The sequence below is a fragment of the Methylobacterium sp. CM6244 genome (genome assembly GCF_054817885.1).
In genome coordinates this window covers 5,098,937-5,116,257 of the sequence record NZ_CM139247.1, presented here as the reverse complement: position 1 = coordinate 5,116,257, position 17,321 = coordinate 5,098,937, and the positions used below count along the sequence as shown (strand labels likewise).

The window sequence follows — 17,321 nt, the reverse complement described above, 5'->3', positions numbered from 1 at the left end:
GTTCGAAGCGTGTCGAAGACGATCAGCGCTGAACGATGACCTTCGCGCCGACCTTGGCGCGGGTGTAGAGATCGGCCACGTCGTCGTTGGTCATGCGGATGCAGCCAGACGAGACGGCGGTGCCGATCGTCTCCGGCTCGTTGGAGCCGTGGATGCGGTAGATCGAGCCGCCGAGATACATGGCGCGGGCGCCGAGCGGGTTCTCGATGCCGCCCTTCATGAAGCGCGGCAGGTCGGGACGACGGCGCAGCATCTCGGCCGGGGGACGCCAATCGGGCCATTCCCGCTTCATCGTGATGGTCTGGGTGCCGCCCCAGGTGAAGCCGGGACGACCGACGCCGACGCCGTAGCGCAGTGCCTGACCGCCGCCGAGCACGTAATAAAGCCGGCGCTCGGCCGTGGAGACCACGATGGTGCCGGGAGCGTAATTGCCGCCGAAGGCGACCTGCTCGCGCTGGATCGCCGACATCTGCGGCACGGCCGAGGCCATCGGGTCGGCCGGGTTGAGCGAGGCGTTGGCGGTGGGCACCGCCACCACGGCGGCGGGAGCGGGCTCCGCCTGCGGACGCACGCGCAGCACCAGCGCGTTGTCCAGGGGCTGGCGGGTAAGCGGGTCGATTTCATAGGCGGCGGCGGGCGAGGCCCAGACACCAACCATGCAAACGAGCCCGGACAGGGCGGGGGCGATACGGCGCATCAAAGCCTCTCGAAGGCAGGCGAAACGTTGGGGAAACACGGTCGGTAACGCAACGCAGGATACCGTTTTCCGATCGCCAAGACGTAAACGCTGCCGCCCCAAAGCCAAGCTGAATTCGCGATGAAGCGATGGTTGTGGCGGGGTCGTGACTCCGTGGCCACAGTGTGGCGGCTTAGCCGTATTCGCAGGGATTATTATCTGGGGGGCCTGTCAGCCGGGAACAATATCCGACGCGGCGGAACCGGACCCGCGTCGGACGTCCGAATACGCCAGATCAGACCGCGTCGAGGCCGAGGTCGATGATCGGTGCGCTATGCGTGATCCAGCCGCTGGAGATCAGGTCGACGCCGGAGGCGGCGATGGCCCCCACGGTCTCACAGTTGATGCGGCCCGAGGCCTCCGCGATGGCGCGCCCGCCGATCATCCCCACGGCCTCGCGCAGCTGGTCCGGTGACATGTTGTCGAGGAGCACCGCATCGGCGCGGACCGACAGGGCCTCGGCCAGCTGCTCCAGCGTGTCGACCTCGATCTCGATCTTCACGAGATGCCCGGAATAGGCCCTCGCCCGCTCGATGGCCGGGACGATCCCGCCGGCCACGGCGACGTGGTTGTCCTTGATGAGCACGGCATCGTCGAGGCCGTAGCGGTGATTGGAGCCGCCCCCGGCACGGACCGCGTGTTTCTCCAGGGACCGCAGGCCCGGCGTGGTCTTGCGGGTGCAGACGATCCGCGCCTTGCCGTGCGGCCGCGCGGCCTCCACGAGCCCTGCCGTGGCGGTGGCCACGCCGGACATGCGGCACAGGAGGTTCAGCGCCACGCGCTCGGCGGTGAGGATGGCGCGCGCCGGCCCATCGAGCCGGATCACCACATCACCGGGGGAGACCCGCGCGCCGTCGCCGCGTTCGACGATGACCGTCACGGCCGGGTCGATCAGCGCGAAGGCGATGATGGCCGCATCGACGCCGGAGATCACCCCGTCCTGCCGGGCGGCGATGACGCCGGAGAGGCGGGCATCGACGGGCACGATCGCGTCGGTGGTGATGTCGCCGGCGCGGCCGAGATCTTCGAGCAACGCCGCGCGGACGATCGGCTCCACGAGGAGACGGGGGAGGGGGACGAGACGGGCATCGCTCATGGGTTCGCTCGTAAGAGGGTCGCTGGAAGGGGGCCGACGGTCCGCCCACTGACCTCGTCCTGAGGTGGCGGAGCGAAGCGGAGCCCTCGAAGGAGGCCTCCATCTCGCATGGGGTAGCTGGAACTCTCCTTCAAGGCCCGCTCGCGCGGGCACTTCAGGATAAGGTCGATGGGTGGGATCATCCCAAGACGATTCCGGTCGTCCGATCTAAACCGAAGCGACCGCATCGGCCGAGACGGTCTCCGCCATCCGCCAGACCTCGGCGAGCGTCACTTCGCTGTGCCGGGCGGGTGCCTGATCCGGGTGGTCGCTGCGCCAATGGGCGCCTCGGCTCTCCAGGCGGGACAGGGCGGAGGTCGCGACCATCAACCCGGTGAGGGCCGAGTCGGAGCCCTGCCTCGCCGCCGGCGCCAGATGGCGCACAGCCTCGGTCAGGCCTTCGGCGTCGCGCACCACCCCGACATCGGCTTCCATGATCCGGCGGATCGCGTCCTGATCGGCGTCGTCACGCCGGCACGGCTCGGCGATCGAAGCCGGACCCGGGGCGGGGATGGACGCAACGGCCTCGGCGATCCAGGGGGCGAAGGCCATCGCTTCGAGGAGGGAATTGCTGGCGAGGCGGTTCGCGCCGTGCAGTCCGGTGGAAGCGACCTCGCCGCAGGCGAACAGGCCGGGCACGGTGCTGGCGCCGGACCCGTCCACCTTGATGCCGCCCATATGGTAATGCGCGGCCGGGCGCACGGGGATCGGCTGGCGCTGCGGATCGATGCCGGAGGCGGCGCAGAGGCCGGCCACGGTGGGGAACCGTGTCGCCATGCGGGCGCCGAGGGCACCACGGCAATCGAGAAACACCTCGGTGCCGCGCCGCCTGGCCTGGAAGATCGCCCGGGCGACCACGTCGCGGGGAGCGAGATCGCCCCCGGCGATGCCCGCCATGACCGGCTCGCTATTCGCATCGATCAACCGCGCGCCCTCGCCGCGCAGGGCTTCGGTGGCGAGCGGCATCGGGTCCAGTCCCACCGAGATGGCGGTGGGGTGGAACTGCACGAACTCCATGTCGCGCAAGGTCGCCCCGGCGCGCGCCGCCAGCGCCAGCCCTCGGCCGGTGGCGCCGCGCGGGTTGGTGGTCGAAGCGTAGAGGGAGCCGAGCCCGCCGGTGGCGAGCACCACCGACCGCGCTTCGAGCCGCACCGAGGCACCGTCGCGCTCGCAGATCAGGCCGGCGACGGCGCCGCTCTCGTCCTGCAGCAGGCCGCGGACATTGGCGACCAGGATCTCGATGGAGGGCGTCAGCGCGACGGCCTTCAGCAGCGTGTCGAGCACCATCCGCCCGGTGGAATCACCGCCCGCCCGGACGATGCGGCGGCGCGAATGCGCCGCTTCGAGGCCGAGCGCCAGGGCACCGGCGGCATCCCGGTCGAAGGGCGCGCCGAGGCCGACGAGCCAGTCGATCAGGCCGGGGCCGGCTTGCGCCACCCGCAGAGCGACGGCCGGGTCGGTGAGGCCGGCGCCGGCGGCTTCCGTGTCCGCCGCGTGCAATGCGGCGGCATCGTCCTCGGCCATGGCGGCGGCAATGCCGCCCTGCGCCCAGCCCGTCGCCGTGCCGCTTCCCAAGGGAGAAGCGGTGACGAGGGTGACCGGGCGGGGGCTGAGCCGCAAAGCCGTGGCGAGACCGGCGACGCCGGCGCCGACTACGATCACACGGTCCGAGCCGGGGAGGGTGAAGGAGAACGGGGAGTGGGCGTTCATCGCGGACGCACCGCGAGCATGCGCTCCACCGCCGCGCGGGCGCGCTCGGCGAGTTCCGGCTCCACCGTCACCTCGTGGGTGAGGGTCTCCAGGGCATGGCGGATGTTCCGCAGCGACATCCGCTTCATGTGCGGGCACAGGTTGCAGGGCTTGATGAACTCGATGTCCGGGTTGGCGGCGGCGATGTTGTCGCCCATGGAGCACTCGGTCACGAGCACCACCTGACGCGGCCGCTTCTCGGTGACGAAGTTCATCATCATCGCGGTCGAACCCGAGAAGTCCGATGCCGCCACCACGTCGGGCGGGCATTCGGGATGGGCGATGACGGTGACGCCGGGATAGCTCTCCCGCACCTCGTCGATATCGGCGGGGGTGAACTGCTCGTGGACCTCGCAATGGCCGGCCCAGGTGAGGATCTCGACCTCGGGCACCAGAACCTGGACGTTCTGCGCCAGGAACTCGTCGGGAATCATCAGGACGCGCGGCGCATTGAGCGAGCGCACCACGTCCACCGCGTTGCCGGAGGTGCAGCACACGTCCGATTCCGCCTTCACGGCGGCGGAGGTGTTGACGTAGGTCACGATCGGCACGCCGGGATACTTCTCGCGCAAGCCCCGCACGTCGGCGGCGGTGATCGAATCGGCGAGCGAACACCCGGCCCGCATGTCGGGGATCAGGACGGTCTTGCCCGGATTGAGCAGCTTGGCCGTCTCCGCCATGAAATGGACGCCGGCCAGCACGATCACGTCGGCATCCACGTTGATCGCCTCGCGGGCCAGCGCTAGGCTGTCGCCGACGATGTCCGACACGGTGTGGAAGATCTCGGGCGCCTGATAATTATGGGCGAGGATCACCGCGTTGCGGGTCTTCTTCAGCTCCAGGATCGCCGCGACGTCGTCGGCCAGGGCCGGCCATTCGATGGCCGGAACATGCCGGCTCACGCGGGCGTAGATATCGGGCAGAGGCAGGGTCGAAACCCGGTCGATCGGGAAACTCGTGGCCGCCATGGTCGCGTCCTCAATTATGCTCAATCTGAGCATTGTGCCGACTAACGTAGGCGTGTGAGATACGCTTGTCTAGATATGCTGAGCCTGAGCATATTCATTTTGCATTGCGATATTGTGCAAACGTCATCCTATGCCATCGCCGTCCCTTCCCTCGTGGTCGAGCGCGATAGTTCCAGATCGCATGCAGGAACAAGGACGTTCAGAGGTCGAGTGCCGGTTCGGTCCGATAGGCACGATGCAGCAGCGCGGTGAGTTCGTCGGATCGCGGCAGGGTGACGGTGCCGATGGATGAGATGGCGATGGCGGGCGTCCATGAATTCATCGCGACGGCTCCGGTAAACTCGTGGAGCCCGTCCGCCGCTACGACCGCCTCGCGCTGGGGGACACCGAGGGCGGTCAATCGACGGCGGACAATTCCCATCGTGACCCCGGCCAGGATGTCGGCCTTCGGCCATGTCACCGACACTCCGTCCCAGAAGGCCAGGTTCCAGATCGTCGCTTCGCCGATACTCCCCTGACGATCGACGAACGCGGCATCGTCGAAGCCCATCCGGGCAGCCTCGCGCAGGAGATGGGTCTTTGCCGATTCGCCCACATGCTTGACCTCCGGGCGCCAACGCTCATGCGGCGTAAGGGCCAGTTTCAGCGGGCCGGCGGGGCCGTCACTCGGCGGAAAGGTTCGAACCAGAATCGAGAATATTTCCGCTGCGCAGTCGAGGCGGAACTCGCCGTTGCGCGAGAACACTGTCGCGGTGAGCGACAGGTCGCCGGGGGCGCCCGCGATGGCGGTCCGAAGTGCGTCTCGTATGCGCTCCTCAGGAATGGTGCAGCCGAACAGTGCCTGCGACCCGTCGCGAAGGCGCTCCAGATGAAGGTCCAACCCTCTCACGCGCCGGTCACGGACCTGCATGGCGGTAAAATGCGCGAACCCGGCGAAGGCGAGGGGGGCGAGGTCGGAGGCGGTGGCGGGCCGCCCGTCGATCCAGGCGTGGCTACCAAAGACGTCTGTCATGAATCACGCTCTCGATTGGTTTCCATCGAAGAGCGCCAGCCTTAATCCGTGACAGCACTGTCAGGGTCAACGGCCAATGCGGATTGGGACGCTATCGAAGCGCACGGGCGTCAGCGTGCGCATGCTGCGCTATTACGAAGGAGAGGGGCTGCTCGCGCCGGAGCGCACCGCCTCCGGGTATCGCGATTACACGCCGCTGGACGAGGAAACCGTCCGGCGGATCAGGACGCTCGGCGCGGCCGGAATGACCTTGCCGGTCATCCGCGTGTTCCTGCCCTGCGCGCTCGCCGGGCGCGGCGCATTCGAACCCTGCGACGAGCTTCGGCAAACGTTACGCCGGCACATCGGCGAGGTGGACGAGCGCATCGCGGCGCTCGAGACGAGCCGCGCCATGCTGGAATCGATCCTGGCGGCAATGTAGGCCCCACCCGCGATTGCCGCGTCGCCAGGGCCGAAACGTGTCTCGGCACGCGATGCCTCAGGGCGACCGTCGCGAAGGGGTCAGCCGGAACCCCGGCGCGGGGCGCTCCAACAGCACTTCACGGCGGAAACGGACGAGGCGGGCGGGCCGCCCTGCGGCGCCGCTGGTGACTTCGTCGGTCTCCTCCACCAGTCCCTGCTGGGCCACGAGTCGACGGAAATTCTGCTTGTGGAGATTGGCGCCCGACAGGGCCTCCACGGTGCGCTGCAACTGGAACAGGGTGAAGGTCGGCGGCATCAGCTCGAACACCACGGGGCGATACTTGATCTTGCCACGCAAGCGTCCGATCGCCGTGGCGAGCACCCGGCGGTGATCGAACGTCATGGGCCGGCCCGTCGTGGCGAATTCGGTGGCATTCGCTTCCCCGGCCTGTCCCCGCGCTTCGGGGATCAGACCGGCCTCGAACAGGAGTTCGTAGCGTTCGAGCACGCGCTCCTCGTTCCAGGCCCCGCCGCCGATGCCGAAGGTGAGGCCGAGCCTGTCCTCACGCCGCCGCCTGACCTTGGCATCGGATGTCCCGGCCGCCCAGGCCAGGAGCTTGGCCTCGATCTCGTCCAGGGTCGCGGGCCGGCCCGCGCGCCAATCCTCCCAGGGAAGGAACGCGTACCAATTGTGCCACGACGCCTCGGCGAGCGCCGCCGACCGCATCTCGCGCACCAGAGCGAGATAGGCCACGGACAAAGAGTGAAGGCCGCCCGAATCGTCGCCTTGCCGGTCTCGGTCTCCGAACGTGTAGAGCTGCTCCACATAGCCGAGGCGCTGCTGGGTCTGGCGCTCCACCCAGGCGCGCAGACCGCGTTCCAGCGTAGGGTGCTCCGGCACGAGGGGACCGGACGGCAATCCAGTCTCGCGGCTCGAGGCCTGACCCGGCACCTTCACGGTGAGGGCGCGCGGCTCGCCATCCGTCGCCGCGACGATGACGGCGACGAGCCCGACCGCCGACGGATTGGGAAGCGCATCGGCCGCTTCCGCTGCAAATCCGTCCTGCCCCCTCGTCACTTGTCCGCCCCCCGGTCCGTGAATGGGTCTCATGGCAGATTGCCTGCCGGAATCAACGCGCGAAAGGATGTGCGCGTCGCCTCACGCCTTGGCGGGTACCGGTCGCGCCGGGTTGCCGACGACCGTCGCGCTGGGCGCCACGTCGCGGGTGACGACGGCGCCGGCCCCGATGATCGCATGGTCGCCCACCGTGACGCCGGGCAGGATCAGTGCGCCGCCGCCGATCCAGACGTTGCGGCCGATGGCGATGGGACGCGCGAATTCCAGCCCGGCCTCGCGCGCCTCCGCCTCGCGGGGATGGTCCGCCGTGAGGAGTTGGACGCCCGGCCCGATCTGCGTGCGGTCGCCGATCGTCACCGTGGTGCAATCGAGGATGACGCAGTTGAAGTTCAGGAAGACGTGGGCGCCGATGCTGATGTTGAAGCCGTAATCGCAATGGAACGGCGGCCGGATCACCGCCCCGTCGCCGACATTGGCCAACGTCTCGCGCAGCAGCACCCGGCGCTCGTCGGCGGGGCGGCCGAGCATGGCGTTGTAGCGCGCGAGCCAGACCTGGCAGGCGCGCAGGTCGGCACCGAGTTCCGCGTCGTCGGGGTGGTAGAGTTCCCCCGCGATCATCTTCTGCTTCGGCGTGCGCCCGGCTTCGGTGGTCATGCCAATCTCCGTGCTTCGTCGAGGCGGGGAGTAGGCCGATGGGCCGGGGCCGGCAAGCGAAGCGGTGCGGATCGGCTTTGCGTGGCACGGCCACCCGTTTAGATTGCCGCCGCTCGAACCTGGGCGCTGGGGCTTACCGGAGGAACGACGTGATCGGACGCGACACCGCCTTGGGCTCGACCGTGCCGGTCGACGTGAGGCTCTACGGTATCCTCGACGTGGACGTCTGTGGCGATGATGGCGACGACCTCGCCGATATGGCGGCCGAGGCCGTCTCGGGCGGATGTACCCTTCTTCAATACCGGGAGAAGTCCATCGAGAACGCGCGCGATTCGCTGGCGCGCATCCGGGCCATCCGCGCGGCCATCGCGGACACCGGGGTGCCGCTCCTCGTCAACGATCGCTGCGATCTCGCTCTGGCTGCCGAGGCCGAGGGTGTGCATCTCGGCCAGTCGGACCTGCACCCGGCGGATGCGCGGCGCATTCTGGGCCCACGCGCCATCATTGGCCTGACGTTGAAATCGGCGGCTCAGGCCGACGAGCTCTATCGCCTGCCCGTGGATTATGCCTGCATCGGCGGCGTCTTCGCCACGACGAGCAAGGACAACCCCGATCCGCCGGTCGGGCTCGACGGTTTCTCGCGCATCGCCTTCCGGGCGCGCCTCGCCCGGGGCACCGGTTTTCCGGTGGGGGCCATCGCCGGGATCGACGGCAGCAACGCCGCCGCCATCATCGCGGCGGGCGCCGACGGCATCGCCCTGATCTCCGCGCTGTTTTCCACCGAGGAGGTGGAGGCGCGCGCCAGGGACCTGCGCTTCCGGGTGGATTCGGCCCTCGCGGCGAGGGGCGCGGCCGTCTAGAGCTGCGCCCGACCACGTTGGGTCGGGGCACATCTCCAGGCCTTTGTTTCGCCGCGCTCTTTTTCGCCGAACCGGCATCCACTTTGGCGGAGAGCGCTCTAACGAGCGAGCCGGGCGAATGAGCGGTAAAATTCTCTAAGTCTCTGTTCTAAAATCATTTTCAATCGGGCCGGATTCCCTCGTTCCGGACGATGGTTTAGGGTTGCCGCAACGCAAGGGACGAGACACGCCATGACACCCATCGCCGTGACCATAGCGGGCTCCGATTCCAGCGGCGGCGCCGGTATCCAGGCCGATCTCAAGACCTTCGCGGCACTCAAGGTCTATGGCGCCAGCATCATCACCGCCCTCACGGCGCAGAACACCCTCGGCGTGCAGGCGATTCACGACGTGCCGGCCGATTTCATCGCCGCCCAGATCGATAGCGTCTTCTCCGATCTTACCGTCAAGGCGGTGAAGATCGGCATGCTGTCGAAGCCCGCGGTGATCGAGGCCGTGGCCGCCGGACTTACCCGTCATGCGTCCGGCATCCCGATCATCCTCGACCCTGTCATGGTGGCCACGAGCGGAGACCGCCTCATCTCCGACGAGGCGGTGGAGGCCATGCGCCGCCACCTCCTGCCCCTGGCCGATCTGGTGACGCCGAACCTTCCCGAGGCCGCCACCCTGATCGAGTCTCCCGTGGCGCAGAGCGAGAACGAGGCGGTGGTACAGGGGCGCAAGCTGCTCGCGATGGGGGCCCGCGCCGTGCTCATCAAGGGCGGCCATGCGGAGGGCACGGAGAGCGTCGATCACCTCATGAGCACGGACGGGACGCTGCGGCGCTTCGCATCGGCGCGCGTCGACACCCGCAACACGCACGGCACCGGCTGCACCCTGTCCTCGGCCGTGGCGGCGGGCTTGGCCCGTGGCCTCTCCCTGACGGAGGCCGTCACCCAGGCCAAACGATACGTCACCGCCGCCATCGCCGCGTCCAATTCCGTGACGGTGGGACGAGGGCACGGACCGGTCCATCATTTCCACGCCCTTTGGCACTGACACGAGGGAGAAGTTGGCCTCCTTCGCCTTGCATCGGATGCCTGATTGCGTTTGAAGTACCGCACGATCGTTCGATGTACGGAACGACGCGATAGGTTCTGGGACAATGCAAGATCAGGCGACGACGCCCGAACGGGGACGGCAGCGGGATATCCTGAACGGAGCACAGGTTCTCTCGGGCCAGCTCGGCAAGACCATCCAGCGGCTGCGCAAGGCCTACAACCTCTCACTCTCCGAACTCGCCGAGCAGTCCGGCGTGGCGAAATCGATCATCAGCCAGATCGAGCGCAACGAGACCAACCCGACCCTGGCGACCATCTGGCGCCTGAGCCAGGCCCTCGACGTCTCCATCGAACGCGTGCTGGCCACCAGCGACGAAGAGCCGTTCATCGAGAAGACGTCGCGCGCCGACACGCCGATCCTGCTCTCCGACGACGGCAAGATCCGCCTGGCCATCGTCGGCTGGATCAAGACGGTGGAATGGCTGCAATGGTACGAGGTCACGGCCGATCCGGGCGGCGTCCTCGATTCCGATCCGCATCAGCGCGGCTCGGTGGAATCCCTCACCGTCACCGAAGGCGTCCTCGAAGTCGAGGTGGCCGGCACCTTCCAGCGGGCGCGGGTCGGTGAAACGCTGCGCTACCGCTGCGACAGGCCGCACACGGTGCGCTGCGTCGGCACGGAACCCGCCAAGGCGATCATGGTCGTGATCATGAAAGCGGCGGTGATGGAGTAGGGGCGCCGAGCGTCCTTACCCGTCTCGACCTGCGGTACTCCACGGGGAGTACCGCGACACGACGGTCAATGCCCGGAATTGACCCAGCGAACGATGTCGGCGAGCACGACGCTGAGAGCGGCATCGAGACCGATGGCGGCGTTGCCCGCCTCGACCTTGGCCACCGGCACGCGCGCGGTGAAGATGCGGGCGGTGACCACCTTGCCGGTGCCGTCGGTGATGAGCTTGGCCGAGATGTCCACCACCGCTTCGCCCGAGCCGGACGCGATGTCGAACGCGCGGATCTCGCTGATGAGCGCGTAATCGGCCACGATCTTGTCGCCGGGGCGGCTCACTGATTTCAGGCGTCCGGAATTTTCGAGGCTCTGGATCAGCCGTGTCTGGACGAGGCGCGGCAGGCGGTCGGCCCATTGTCCGCCGCCGAGGAACGACAGGGCGCCGCCGGCCTGACGAACGATGATGCGATCCTGCTCGAAGGGCTGGAGGCCGACGGGCTCGGCCACCGAAATCGACCGCGCCGCCACGCTCGGCCGGCCGGAACTCGGCAGGGCGGCGAGGTCGAAGGTCATGGGCGCGCCGCCGCCACAACCGCCGAGCAGGGCGGAGAGGCAGGCGAGCGCCAGGGCATGCGAGCGAAACGTCATCCGAAGGGCCTGGAAACCTGTGCAGCGCTGCAAGAAGCGCAACCGTAAACTACGCCATAGCGGTTTCCGTGCCGTGACGCCGGACACATGCGGCTAGGCTTTGCCGGGTTCAGCGGCCACCGTTGTATTCTGGCAACGATGGCTTGCCGCCGAAGATGACCTGCGACGGGTCGCGCTCCAGGCTCTTCACCGTCCGGTTCAGGGTGTTGAGGGTGCGCTGGCCGTCCGAGGACAGGGCTTCGACCTCGCGCCGCCCGGTCCCGCTGAGGCGGCTGAAGCTCGACGCGATGGTGGAGGTGCGCTTGTCGAGGTTCTCCGACAGGGTGCGGAAGGCCTTGCCGGCATCGCGCACGGAGATCGCCGCCTCACGGACTTCGGCGAAGGTGCTGCTCCCGGCCTGGCCCGAGGCGGAGCCGAGGAAGCTTTCGGCCCCCTTCAGCACGTTGTCGACGCGGTCGGCCGAGGCGTTGAGCTTGCCGGCAAGCGAGCGCGCGTCCTTCACCGCACCCTCGATGTCGGGGCTCGCGGTGCTGAGCGCGGCGGAGAAGCGCTCGGCATTGTCGATGACGCGGTTGAGCTTCTGCCCGTCGATGGCCTTCACCAGCGAACTCACCGCAGGCCCGGCATCGTTCAGGGTCTTGGAGAAGGATTCGACATTGGCGAGTGTCCGGGTGATGGCGCCCTCGTTGCCGGCCACTAGCTTGTCGAGGCGCTGCAGCACGTCGTCTGCGCGCTGCGCGATCTGCTTGGCCGCCGCCATCATGTCCTGGATGTCGGAACTGTCGGCGAAGATCGTCGGGGTCTGGTCGCCCGAACCCGGCGTCAGGGGCGGCGAATCGGCGTTGCCGCCGGAGAGCGAGATGGTGGAGACGCCGGTCAGCATCGCGGAATCGAGGCGGGCCCGGGTGTCGGCGCGCAGGGGCGTGGTCCGTTCGACTTCCACCATCGCGACGACCCGGCGCGGGTCCTGCGGCAGCAGGCGGACATCCATCACCTCACCGACCTTGATGCCGTTGAAGGCCACGGTCGAACCCTTGGCGAGGCCGCCGACGCTGCCCGAGAAGACGATGCGCACGCTCTCGCGCACCTGACTGCGCGATCCGCCCTGGAGCCAGAACACGAAGCCGAAGGCCGCCACGACGACCGCGAGTGTGAAAGCCCCGACGAGGGCGTAGTTCGCACGAGTCTCCATCGGATCAGTCATACTCCGGATGGGCAGCGCCCGTGCGGTGCGCCACGGCACGCAATCGGCGGGCCGTCAGCGTGTGAATTCGTTCAAACATGGGCGTTTGCCCCGCCGGTGACGATCGCGCGGGCGCGCTTGCCGTGGAAATACGAGCGAAGCCAGGGGTGGTCGCTCGCCAGCATGGCGTCGATCGGCCCCTGCGCGATGATCTGGCCGTCGCCGAGCGCCGCGATGCGGTCGCAGGCCGTGTAGAGACTGTCGAGATCGTGCGTCACCATGAAGACGGTGAGCCCCAGCGTCTGTTTCAGGGTGGCGACGAGTTCGTCGAACTCCCCGGCGCCGATCGGGTCGAGGCCCGAAGTCGGCTCGTCGAGGAACAGGATTTCGGGGTCGAGGGCGAGAGACCGGGCCAGCGCCGCGCGCTTGATCATGCCGCCCGACAATTCGGAGGGGAGCTTGTCGGCGGCATCGGGCTTTAGGCCCACCATCTCGATCTTGAGGCGCGCGAACTCGTCGAGCAGGCGCTCGGACAGGTTCAGGTGCTCGCGCATCGGCATCTGGATGTTCTGCTTCACCGTGAGCGCCGAGAACAAGGCGCCCTGCTGGAACAGCACGCCCCAGCGCTGCTCGATCTGCCGGCGGCGGGCCATGGTCATGGTGTCTACGTCCTCGCCGAACACCTCGATCGTGCCGGAGCGCTTCGGCACCAGGCCGAGGATCGTCCGGGTCAGGACCGACTTGCCCTGTCCGGACGGGCCGACGAAGCCCAGGATCTCGCCGCGATAGATGTCGAGGTCGAGCCCCTTCATCACGATCTTGCTGCCGAAGCCGACCACGAGGTCGCGCACGCCGATGATGACGTCGCGAGGTGGGGCGCGGTCGAACGGCGCGGGGGGCGGGGACATCTGGTTCACGGCGATCAGAAATCGATGGCCGCGAAGAACACGGCGAAAAGTCCATCCAGTACGATGACCATGAAGATAGACTTCACGACTGAGGCCGTGACGTGACGTCCGAGCGATTCCGCCGATCCTTCGACGGCGAAACCTTCGATCGTGGCGATGATGCCGATGATGAGGGCCATGAACGGCGCCTTGATGAGGCCGACCGCCACGTGGTGGAAGGAAACGGCGGCCTGGAGCCGCGCCAGGAACGCGTCGATCGTCATGCCGCCGTAGAGCGAGGCGGTGAGGCCGCCCCCGGCGAGGGCTGCCAGCGAGGCGAGGAAGGCGAGGATCGGCAGGCCGATCACCAGGGCCAGGATGCGCGGGACGATGAGGATCTCGATGGGATCGAGGCCCATCACCCGCAAGGCATCCACCTCCTCGCGCATCCGCATCGAGCCGATTTCGGCGGTGAAGGCCGAGCCGGAACGCCCCGCCACCATGATCGAGGTGAGGAGCACGCCGAGTTCGCGCAGGATGAGCAGGCCGATCAGGTTGACGACGAAGCTCTGCGCCCCGAAGCGCTGAAGCTGAAAGATGCCCTGCTGCGCGACGATGCCGCCGACCAGGAACGAGATCAGCATGATGATCGGTACGCCCCGGAAGGCGACCTGTTCGAGCTGGTTGACCAGGGCCGTGCCGCGGAAGGTGCTCGGCCGCGAGGCGACGCGGATACAGGCGGTCACCACCTCCCCGAGGAAGGCGAGGCCGCTGACCATGTCGGATTTCGCGCCGACGACCCGGACCCCGAGATCGTGCAGGAAGCCCATGAGGCGGCCGCGCTTGGGCGGGCCGGCATAATCCTCGTCCGGCAGAATCATTTCGCCGAGCAGGATACGGTGCTCGGCCGTGGCCCCCGCATAGGCGAGGCGACCGCCCGCGGCTTCGATCTCGCCACGGGTCCGCTCCAGGACCCAGGCGCCGAGCGTGTCGAGCCGCGCCACCTTCGACAGGTCGACGAGGATGGGAGCGCCCTTTGCGTCGCTGGCGATGCGCGCGGCGGCCCTCTCCACGGAGGCACCCTGATCCGCCGTCCAGCGACCGCTCAGGACCACGCGTCCGCCCTCGCCGAGAAACTCGGCTTCGGCGGCGTCAGGGTTCGGCTTGGCAGCAGCGTGGCGCACGAAGCGCGACTCCCGGTTCATGCGCAACTAAAACGCAGATCAAGGTTACGGATTGGTCAAGACCCACGGCAAGCGGCGGAGTGCTGACCTACAAACGGGGCGGTGTGAAGGGGGCAAGTGTCGCTGCTCTCGCGGAAAGTGACACGAGGCACAGGCCGGACAGGGCGAGCGGCGCCATCAGGGCGAAAGCGAGCGAGCCGCCGCCGGCCTGGTAGGCGACACCGCAGAGAATCGTCGCGCTCGCGGAGGCGCAGGCATTGACGGCGCTCGACATGCCCTGCGCGCGCCCCCGCGCCCCATCGGGCGCGAAGGCCGAGATCGCCGTCATGGCGCCGAGCTGAGTCGCCCCGAAGCTGAATGCGTGGAGGGTCTGCAGGAACAGGGCCGGGACGAGCTCGCCGCCGATCAGGGACAGGCCGACGACGCGTATGAGGGACGCTGCGGCGCCGAGGCCGATGAGCCGGAACGGCGTACGCCAATGGGCGGGCCAGCGCCCCACCGTGGCGAAGAAGACGATCTCGGCGGCGACACCCGTCGCCCAGAGCACGCCGATCCACGAGGGCGAGATCCCGCTGGCCTGCCAGTGGATGCTGCCGAAGGCGTAGGTCGCCGCGTGGCTCGCCTGGATCGTCGCCTGCGCGCCGATGCAGAGCCAGAGCACGCGGGGCAGCTTCGGGCGTGTGCCGGGCGCGATGCGCGGCTGCGCCATATGAGCTTCCACCGGGCTGGCGAAGATGGTGGCCGCGGCGACGAGGGCGAGGCCGGTGAGGAGGACCGGCACGGCGAGGCGTTCCCCCATGGCGCTGAGGGCCGCCCCCCCGAGCAGGCTGGCGATGAGGAAACCGATGGACCCCGCCATGCGGATACGGGCGTAGTCGAGCCGCTTGCTGTGCCGTACGGCGGCCAGGGTGAGGTAGTCGATGGTCGGCACCAGTGGCGCTCCGGCCGCCGCATTCACGGCGACGAGCACAGCGAGGATGGGCCAGCCTATGGCGGCGCCGGCGGGCATCAGCGCATAGGTCGCCGCCACCGCCACGCTGCCGACCAGTAGGAGACGGCGCGCGGCCACGCCCCGGTCGATCAGCCCCACGAGGGGAGCCGTGGCGATGATCTTCATGGCGATGGGCAGCGCCAGGAGGGCGCCGATGATCCGCGCATCGAGGCCGAGCGCCTTCAGCCAGACCGGCATGAACGGCATGGCGATGCCGATCTCGACGAAGACGACGGCATAGAGCAGCGACAGACGCGTCGCGTTCGGCTCCGTCGGAGAGGATTGAGACAAGGGGGACCGCTCGATCGAGGGGCGAAGCGGCCTCAAGCCGAAGCGTTGCCGGCCGCTGACGATGATTCGACCCGTAAAGGGGGCGTTAAAACCATCGTGTCAATCTACTGGTGCTGGTACCCGCGACTTCGCGCAACGGCGCGAGGCACCATCGAGGACACGAGTTCTATGTCTGTCATGCGTTCGCTCACCCCGGTCGATGAGTCGGAATACGACCGTATCGAAGCGGCGATGAGCGAGAGCGAACGCGGCCGCTGGTTCCTCGCCGAATATACCAGGCGCAACCGCAGTGCCGATACGGACATGCTGCTCGGCGCCATCTCTCGCCTGGAGAGCGCGGTGACGGCGGATCGCCCCTCCGACCGCGAGACCGAGCGGGTCGGACGCATGCGCGGCGACCTGATGGACATGGCCCACGCCATCGCCCGAACCAAGGCCGAGATCGCCGCGATCAGCACCGTGGATCAGGACCACAGCCGCCTTGGCATCGCCTCCGTCGCCCTCGACGCCATTGTCCGGGCCACCGAGCGCGCGACGTCGGACATCCTCGGCGCCGCGGAGGAAGTCCAGGAGACAGCCTGGACAATGCGCGAAACCGGCGCGGATGCGACGATTTGCGACGTGCTCGACCGCCGGGCGACGGAAATCTACACCGCCTGCTCGTTCCAGGATCTCACGGCGCAACGCACGGCCCGGATCATCCATACCCTGCGCTATCTCGAAGAGCGCCTCGCGGCGATGATCGCGATCTGGGGCGGCGAGGTCGAGGCGATCCCGCCGGCCCCGGGCTCGACGGCGGCGACTGTCGCCCAGGACCTCGACCAGAGCGATGTGGACCGGTTCATCGACATGGATTCCGGGCGATCGGAGAGCGTTCGGGAAGCGAAGGACGACGTGACGGGGGAGATGGAGGCCGTCGTCGAAGAGCAGGCGGAAGAGCCGGTGAGCCCGGACATGCCGCTTTCCTCCGCCATGGAGACGACGGACGAAGAGGCTCCGTTCACCGAGCCGCACGCATCCGAGGCGGGCGAGGAGGCTGTCATTGAGGACGCCATCGCCGAGGAACCTATCGCCGAGGACACGAGCGAGCCTTTCGACGACGAGCCGGCCGACGAGGTAGTTTCTGACGACGAGAGCACCGAGGACCGGGCGACGTCGCCGGCTTCCGAGAAGACCGACATCGCCACGGCTTTCGCCGATATCGACGGCCTGAGCGAGAAAGAGAAACTCGCCCTGTTTTCCTGAGCGAGACGAATGCCCCGCGCGCATCGTCGACGGCACTGATAAGAGGGCCGTCATGGCCCTTCACCTCCTGAAGCTCTGCGTCGGACCCGCGACGATCGAGGACCTCGAACAACGCATCGCCCGCAACCGGGACGACGCGTTGCAGTCCGGGCGCGACCCGTCAACGTTCCACGTGACCCGAATGGTGCCCAAACGTGCCTCGGCCATTGCCGGGCAGGGCTCGATCTACTGGGTCATCAAGGGCACGCTGTGCTGCCGCCAGGCCATCACGGCCATCGAGCCCTTCACCGATACGGACGGCGTCGGCCGCTGCCGCCTCGTCCTCGATTCGGTCGTGGTCCCGGTCAATCCGCGCCCATGCCGGCCCTTCCAGGGCTGGCGCTACCTGACGGTGCGATCAGCCCCGGCCGATCTCGACATGCGCCGCGCCGACGGCCTCGCCGACATGCCCGAATCGCTGCGGCGCGAGCTCTCCGTCCTCGGCCTGATCTGACCTTATTCACCCTCACCGTGATCCGGCGACGGAGC

General features: G+C 68.2%; 18 protein-coding genes. 6 read left to right on the top strand and 12 right to left on the bottom strand.

Annotation, left to right across the window (positions count from 1 at the left end):
• Window positions 1-22: 22 nt before the first annotated feature.
• The 5 genes from ACYQML_RS24220 to ACYQML_RS24200 all read right to left on the bottom strand — a co-directional run bounded on the left by ACYQML_RS24220 (window position 23) and on the right by ACYQML_RS24200 (window position 5,600).
• Window positions 23-697, bottom strand: a complete 675-nt coding sequence (locus ACYQML_RS24220) for a L,D-transpeptidase (RefSeq protein ID WP_374765594.1) — start codon at window positions 695-697, stop codon at window positions 23-25.
• Window positions 698-971: 274 nt separating this feature from the next.
• Complete coding sequence (gene nadC / locus ACYQML_RS24215; protein ID WP_461234288.1) at window positions 972-1,832, bottom strand: carboxylating nicotinate-nucleotide diphosphorylase; 861 nt, start codon at window positions 1,830-1,832, stop codon at window positions 972-974.
• A 207-nt stretch (window positions 1,833-2,039) separates the two neighbouring features.
• Entirely contained in the window at window positions 2,040-3,581 is a 1,542-nt protein-coding gene (locus ACYQML_RS24210; protein WP_461234287.1) for an L-aspartate oxidase, read from the bottom strand.
• Window positions 3,578-4,588, bottom strand: coding sequence for a quinolinate synthase NadA (gene nadA / locus ACYQML_RS24205; protein WP_420604705.1), 1,011 nt, complete (start codon window positions 4,586-4,588; stop codon window positions 3,578-3,580). Before nadA ends, ACYQML_RS24210 begins: the two co-directional genes overlap by 4 nt.
• A gap of 199 nt (window positions 4,589-4,787) precedes the next feature.
• A complete protein-coding gene (locus tag ACYQML_RS24200) occupies window positions 4,788-5,600 on the bottom strand; it encodes an aminotransferase class IV family protein (RefSeq protein ID WP_461234286.1) in 813 nt (270 codons plus the stop codon).
• A 76-nt stretch (window positions 5,601-5,676) separates the two neighbouring features.
• On the opposite strand from ACYQML_RS24200, the gene ACYQML_RS24195 reads away from it, so the two are divergent.
• Window positions 5,677-6,021: a MerR family transcriptional regulator gene (locus ACYQML_RS24195; protein ID WP_056426175.1), complete on the top strand. Its 345-nt coding sequence runs from the start codon at window positions 5,677-5,679 to the stop codon at window positions 6,019-6,021.
• A gap of 57 nt (window positions 6,022-6,078) precedes the next feature.
• Here the strand turns inward: ACYQML_RS24195 and ACYQML_RS24190 are convergent, their stop codons facing one another.
• Together ACYQML_RS24190 and ACYQML_RS24185 are read right to left on the bottom strand one after the other, a co-directional pair.
• On the bottom strand, window positions 6,079-7,113 hold the full coding sequence (locus ACYQML_RS24190; RefSeq protein ID WP_461234285.1) for an NUDIX hydrolase: 1,035 nt from the start codon (window positions 7,111-7,113) through the stop codon (window positions 6,079-6,081).
• 48 nt (window positions 7,114-7,161) lie between these two features.
• The gene (locus ACYQML_RS24185; protein WP_461234284.1) at window positions 7,162-7,734 is read right to left on the bottom strand and encodes a sugar O-acetyltransferase; all 573 of its coding nucleotides are present in this window, start codon (window positions 7,732-7,734) and stop codon (window positions 7,162-7,164) included.
• A 152-nt stretch (window positions 7,735-7,886) separates the two neighbouring features.
• On the opposite strand from ACYQML_RS24185, the gene thiE reads away from it, so the two are divergent.
• The 3 genes from thiE (at window position 7,887) to ACYQML_RS24170 (ending at window position 10,368) form a co-directional block, all read left to right on the top strand.
• A complete protein-coding gene (gene thiE, locus ACYQML_RS24180; protein ID WP_461235780.1) occupies window positions 7,887-8,594 on the top strand; it encodes a thiamine phosphate synthase in 708 nt (235 codons plus the stop codon).
• A 231-nt stretch (window positions 8,595-8,825) separates the two neighbouring features.
• Window positions 8,826-9,632 carry a bifunctional hydroxymethylpyrimidine kinase/phosphomethylpyrimidine kinase gene (gene thiD, locus ACYQML_RS24175; RefSeq protein WP_461234283.1) on the top strand — a complete coding sequence of 269 codons (807 nt, stop codon included), beginning with the start codon at window positions 8,826-8,828 and terminating at the stop codon, window positions 9,630-9,632.
• A 106-nt stretch (window positions 9,633-9,738) separates the two neighbouring features.
• On the top strand, window positions 9,739-10,368 hold the full coding sequence (locus ACYQML_RS24170; RefSeq protein WP_461234282.1) for a helix-turn-helix domain-containing protein: 630 nt from the start codon (window positions 9,739-9,741) through the stop codon (window positions 10,366-10,368).
• A gap of 65 nt (window positions 10,369-10,433) precedes the next feature.
• Here the strand turns inward: ACYQML_RS24170 and ACYQML_RS24165 are convergent, their stop codons facing one another.
• From ACYQML_RS24165 to ACYQML_RS24145, 5 genes are all read right to left on the bottom strand, one after another.
• Window positions 10,434-11,012: an ABC-type transport auxiliary lipoprotein family protein gene (locus ACYQML_RS24165; RefSeq protein ID WP_461234281.1), complete on the bottom strand. Its 579-nt coding sequence runs from the start codon at window positions 11,010-11,012 to the stop codon at window positions 10,434-10,436.
• A gap of 109 nt (window positions 11,013-11,121) precedes the next feature.
• Window positions 11,122-12,204 carry an MlaD family protein gene (locus ACYQML_RS24160; RefSeq protein WP_056426158.1) on the bottom strand — a complete coding sequence of 361 codons (1,083 nt, stop codon included), beginning with the start codon at window positions 12,202-12,204 and terminating at the stop codon, window positions 11,122-11,124.
• 83 nt (window positions 12,205-12,287) lie between these two features.
• A complete protein-coding gene (locus tag ACYQML_RS24155; RefSeq protein WP_461235779.1) occupies window positions 12,288-13,103 on the bottom strand; it encodes an ABC transporter ATP-binding protein in 816 nt (271 codons plus the stop codon).
• A 14-nt stretch (window positions 13,104-13,117) separates the two neighbouring features.
• Window positions 13,118-14,287 (bottom strand): ABC transporter permease, encoded by a 1,170-nt coding sequence (locus ACYQML_RS24150; protein ID WP_461234280.1) that lies wholly within the window; start codon window positions 14,285-14,287, stop codon window positions 13,118-13,120.
• 67 nt (window positions 14,288-14,354) lie between these two features.
• Window positions 14,355-15,548: an MFS transporter gene (locus tag ACYQML_RS24145; RefSeq protein WP_311276306.1), complete on the bottom strand. Its 1,194-nt coding sequence runs from the start codon at window positions 15,546-15,548 to the stop codon at window positions 14,355-14,357.
• A gap of 168 nt (window positions 15,549-15,716) precedes the next feature.
• On the opposite strand from ACYQML_RS24145, the gene ACYQML_RS24140 reads away from it, so the two are divergent.
• Both ACYQML_RS24140 and ACYQML_RS24135 read left to right on the top strand, forming a co-directional pair.
• Window positions 15,717-16,793, top strand: coding sequence for a hypothetical protein (locus tag ACYQML_RS24140; RefSeq protein ID WP_082470024.1), 1,077 nt, complete (start codon window positions 15,717-15,719; stop codon window positions 16,791-16,793).
• 52 nt (window positions 16,794-16,845) lie between these two features.
• Window positions 16,846-17,286, top strand: a complete 441-nt coding sequence (locus ACYQML_RS24135; RefSeq protein ID WP_056426144.1) for a DUF1489 family protein — start codon at window positions 16,846-16,848, stop codon at window positions 17,284-17,286.
• Window positions 17,287-17,321: the final 35 nt, after the last annotated feature.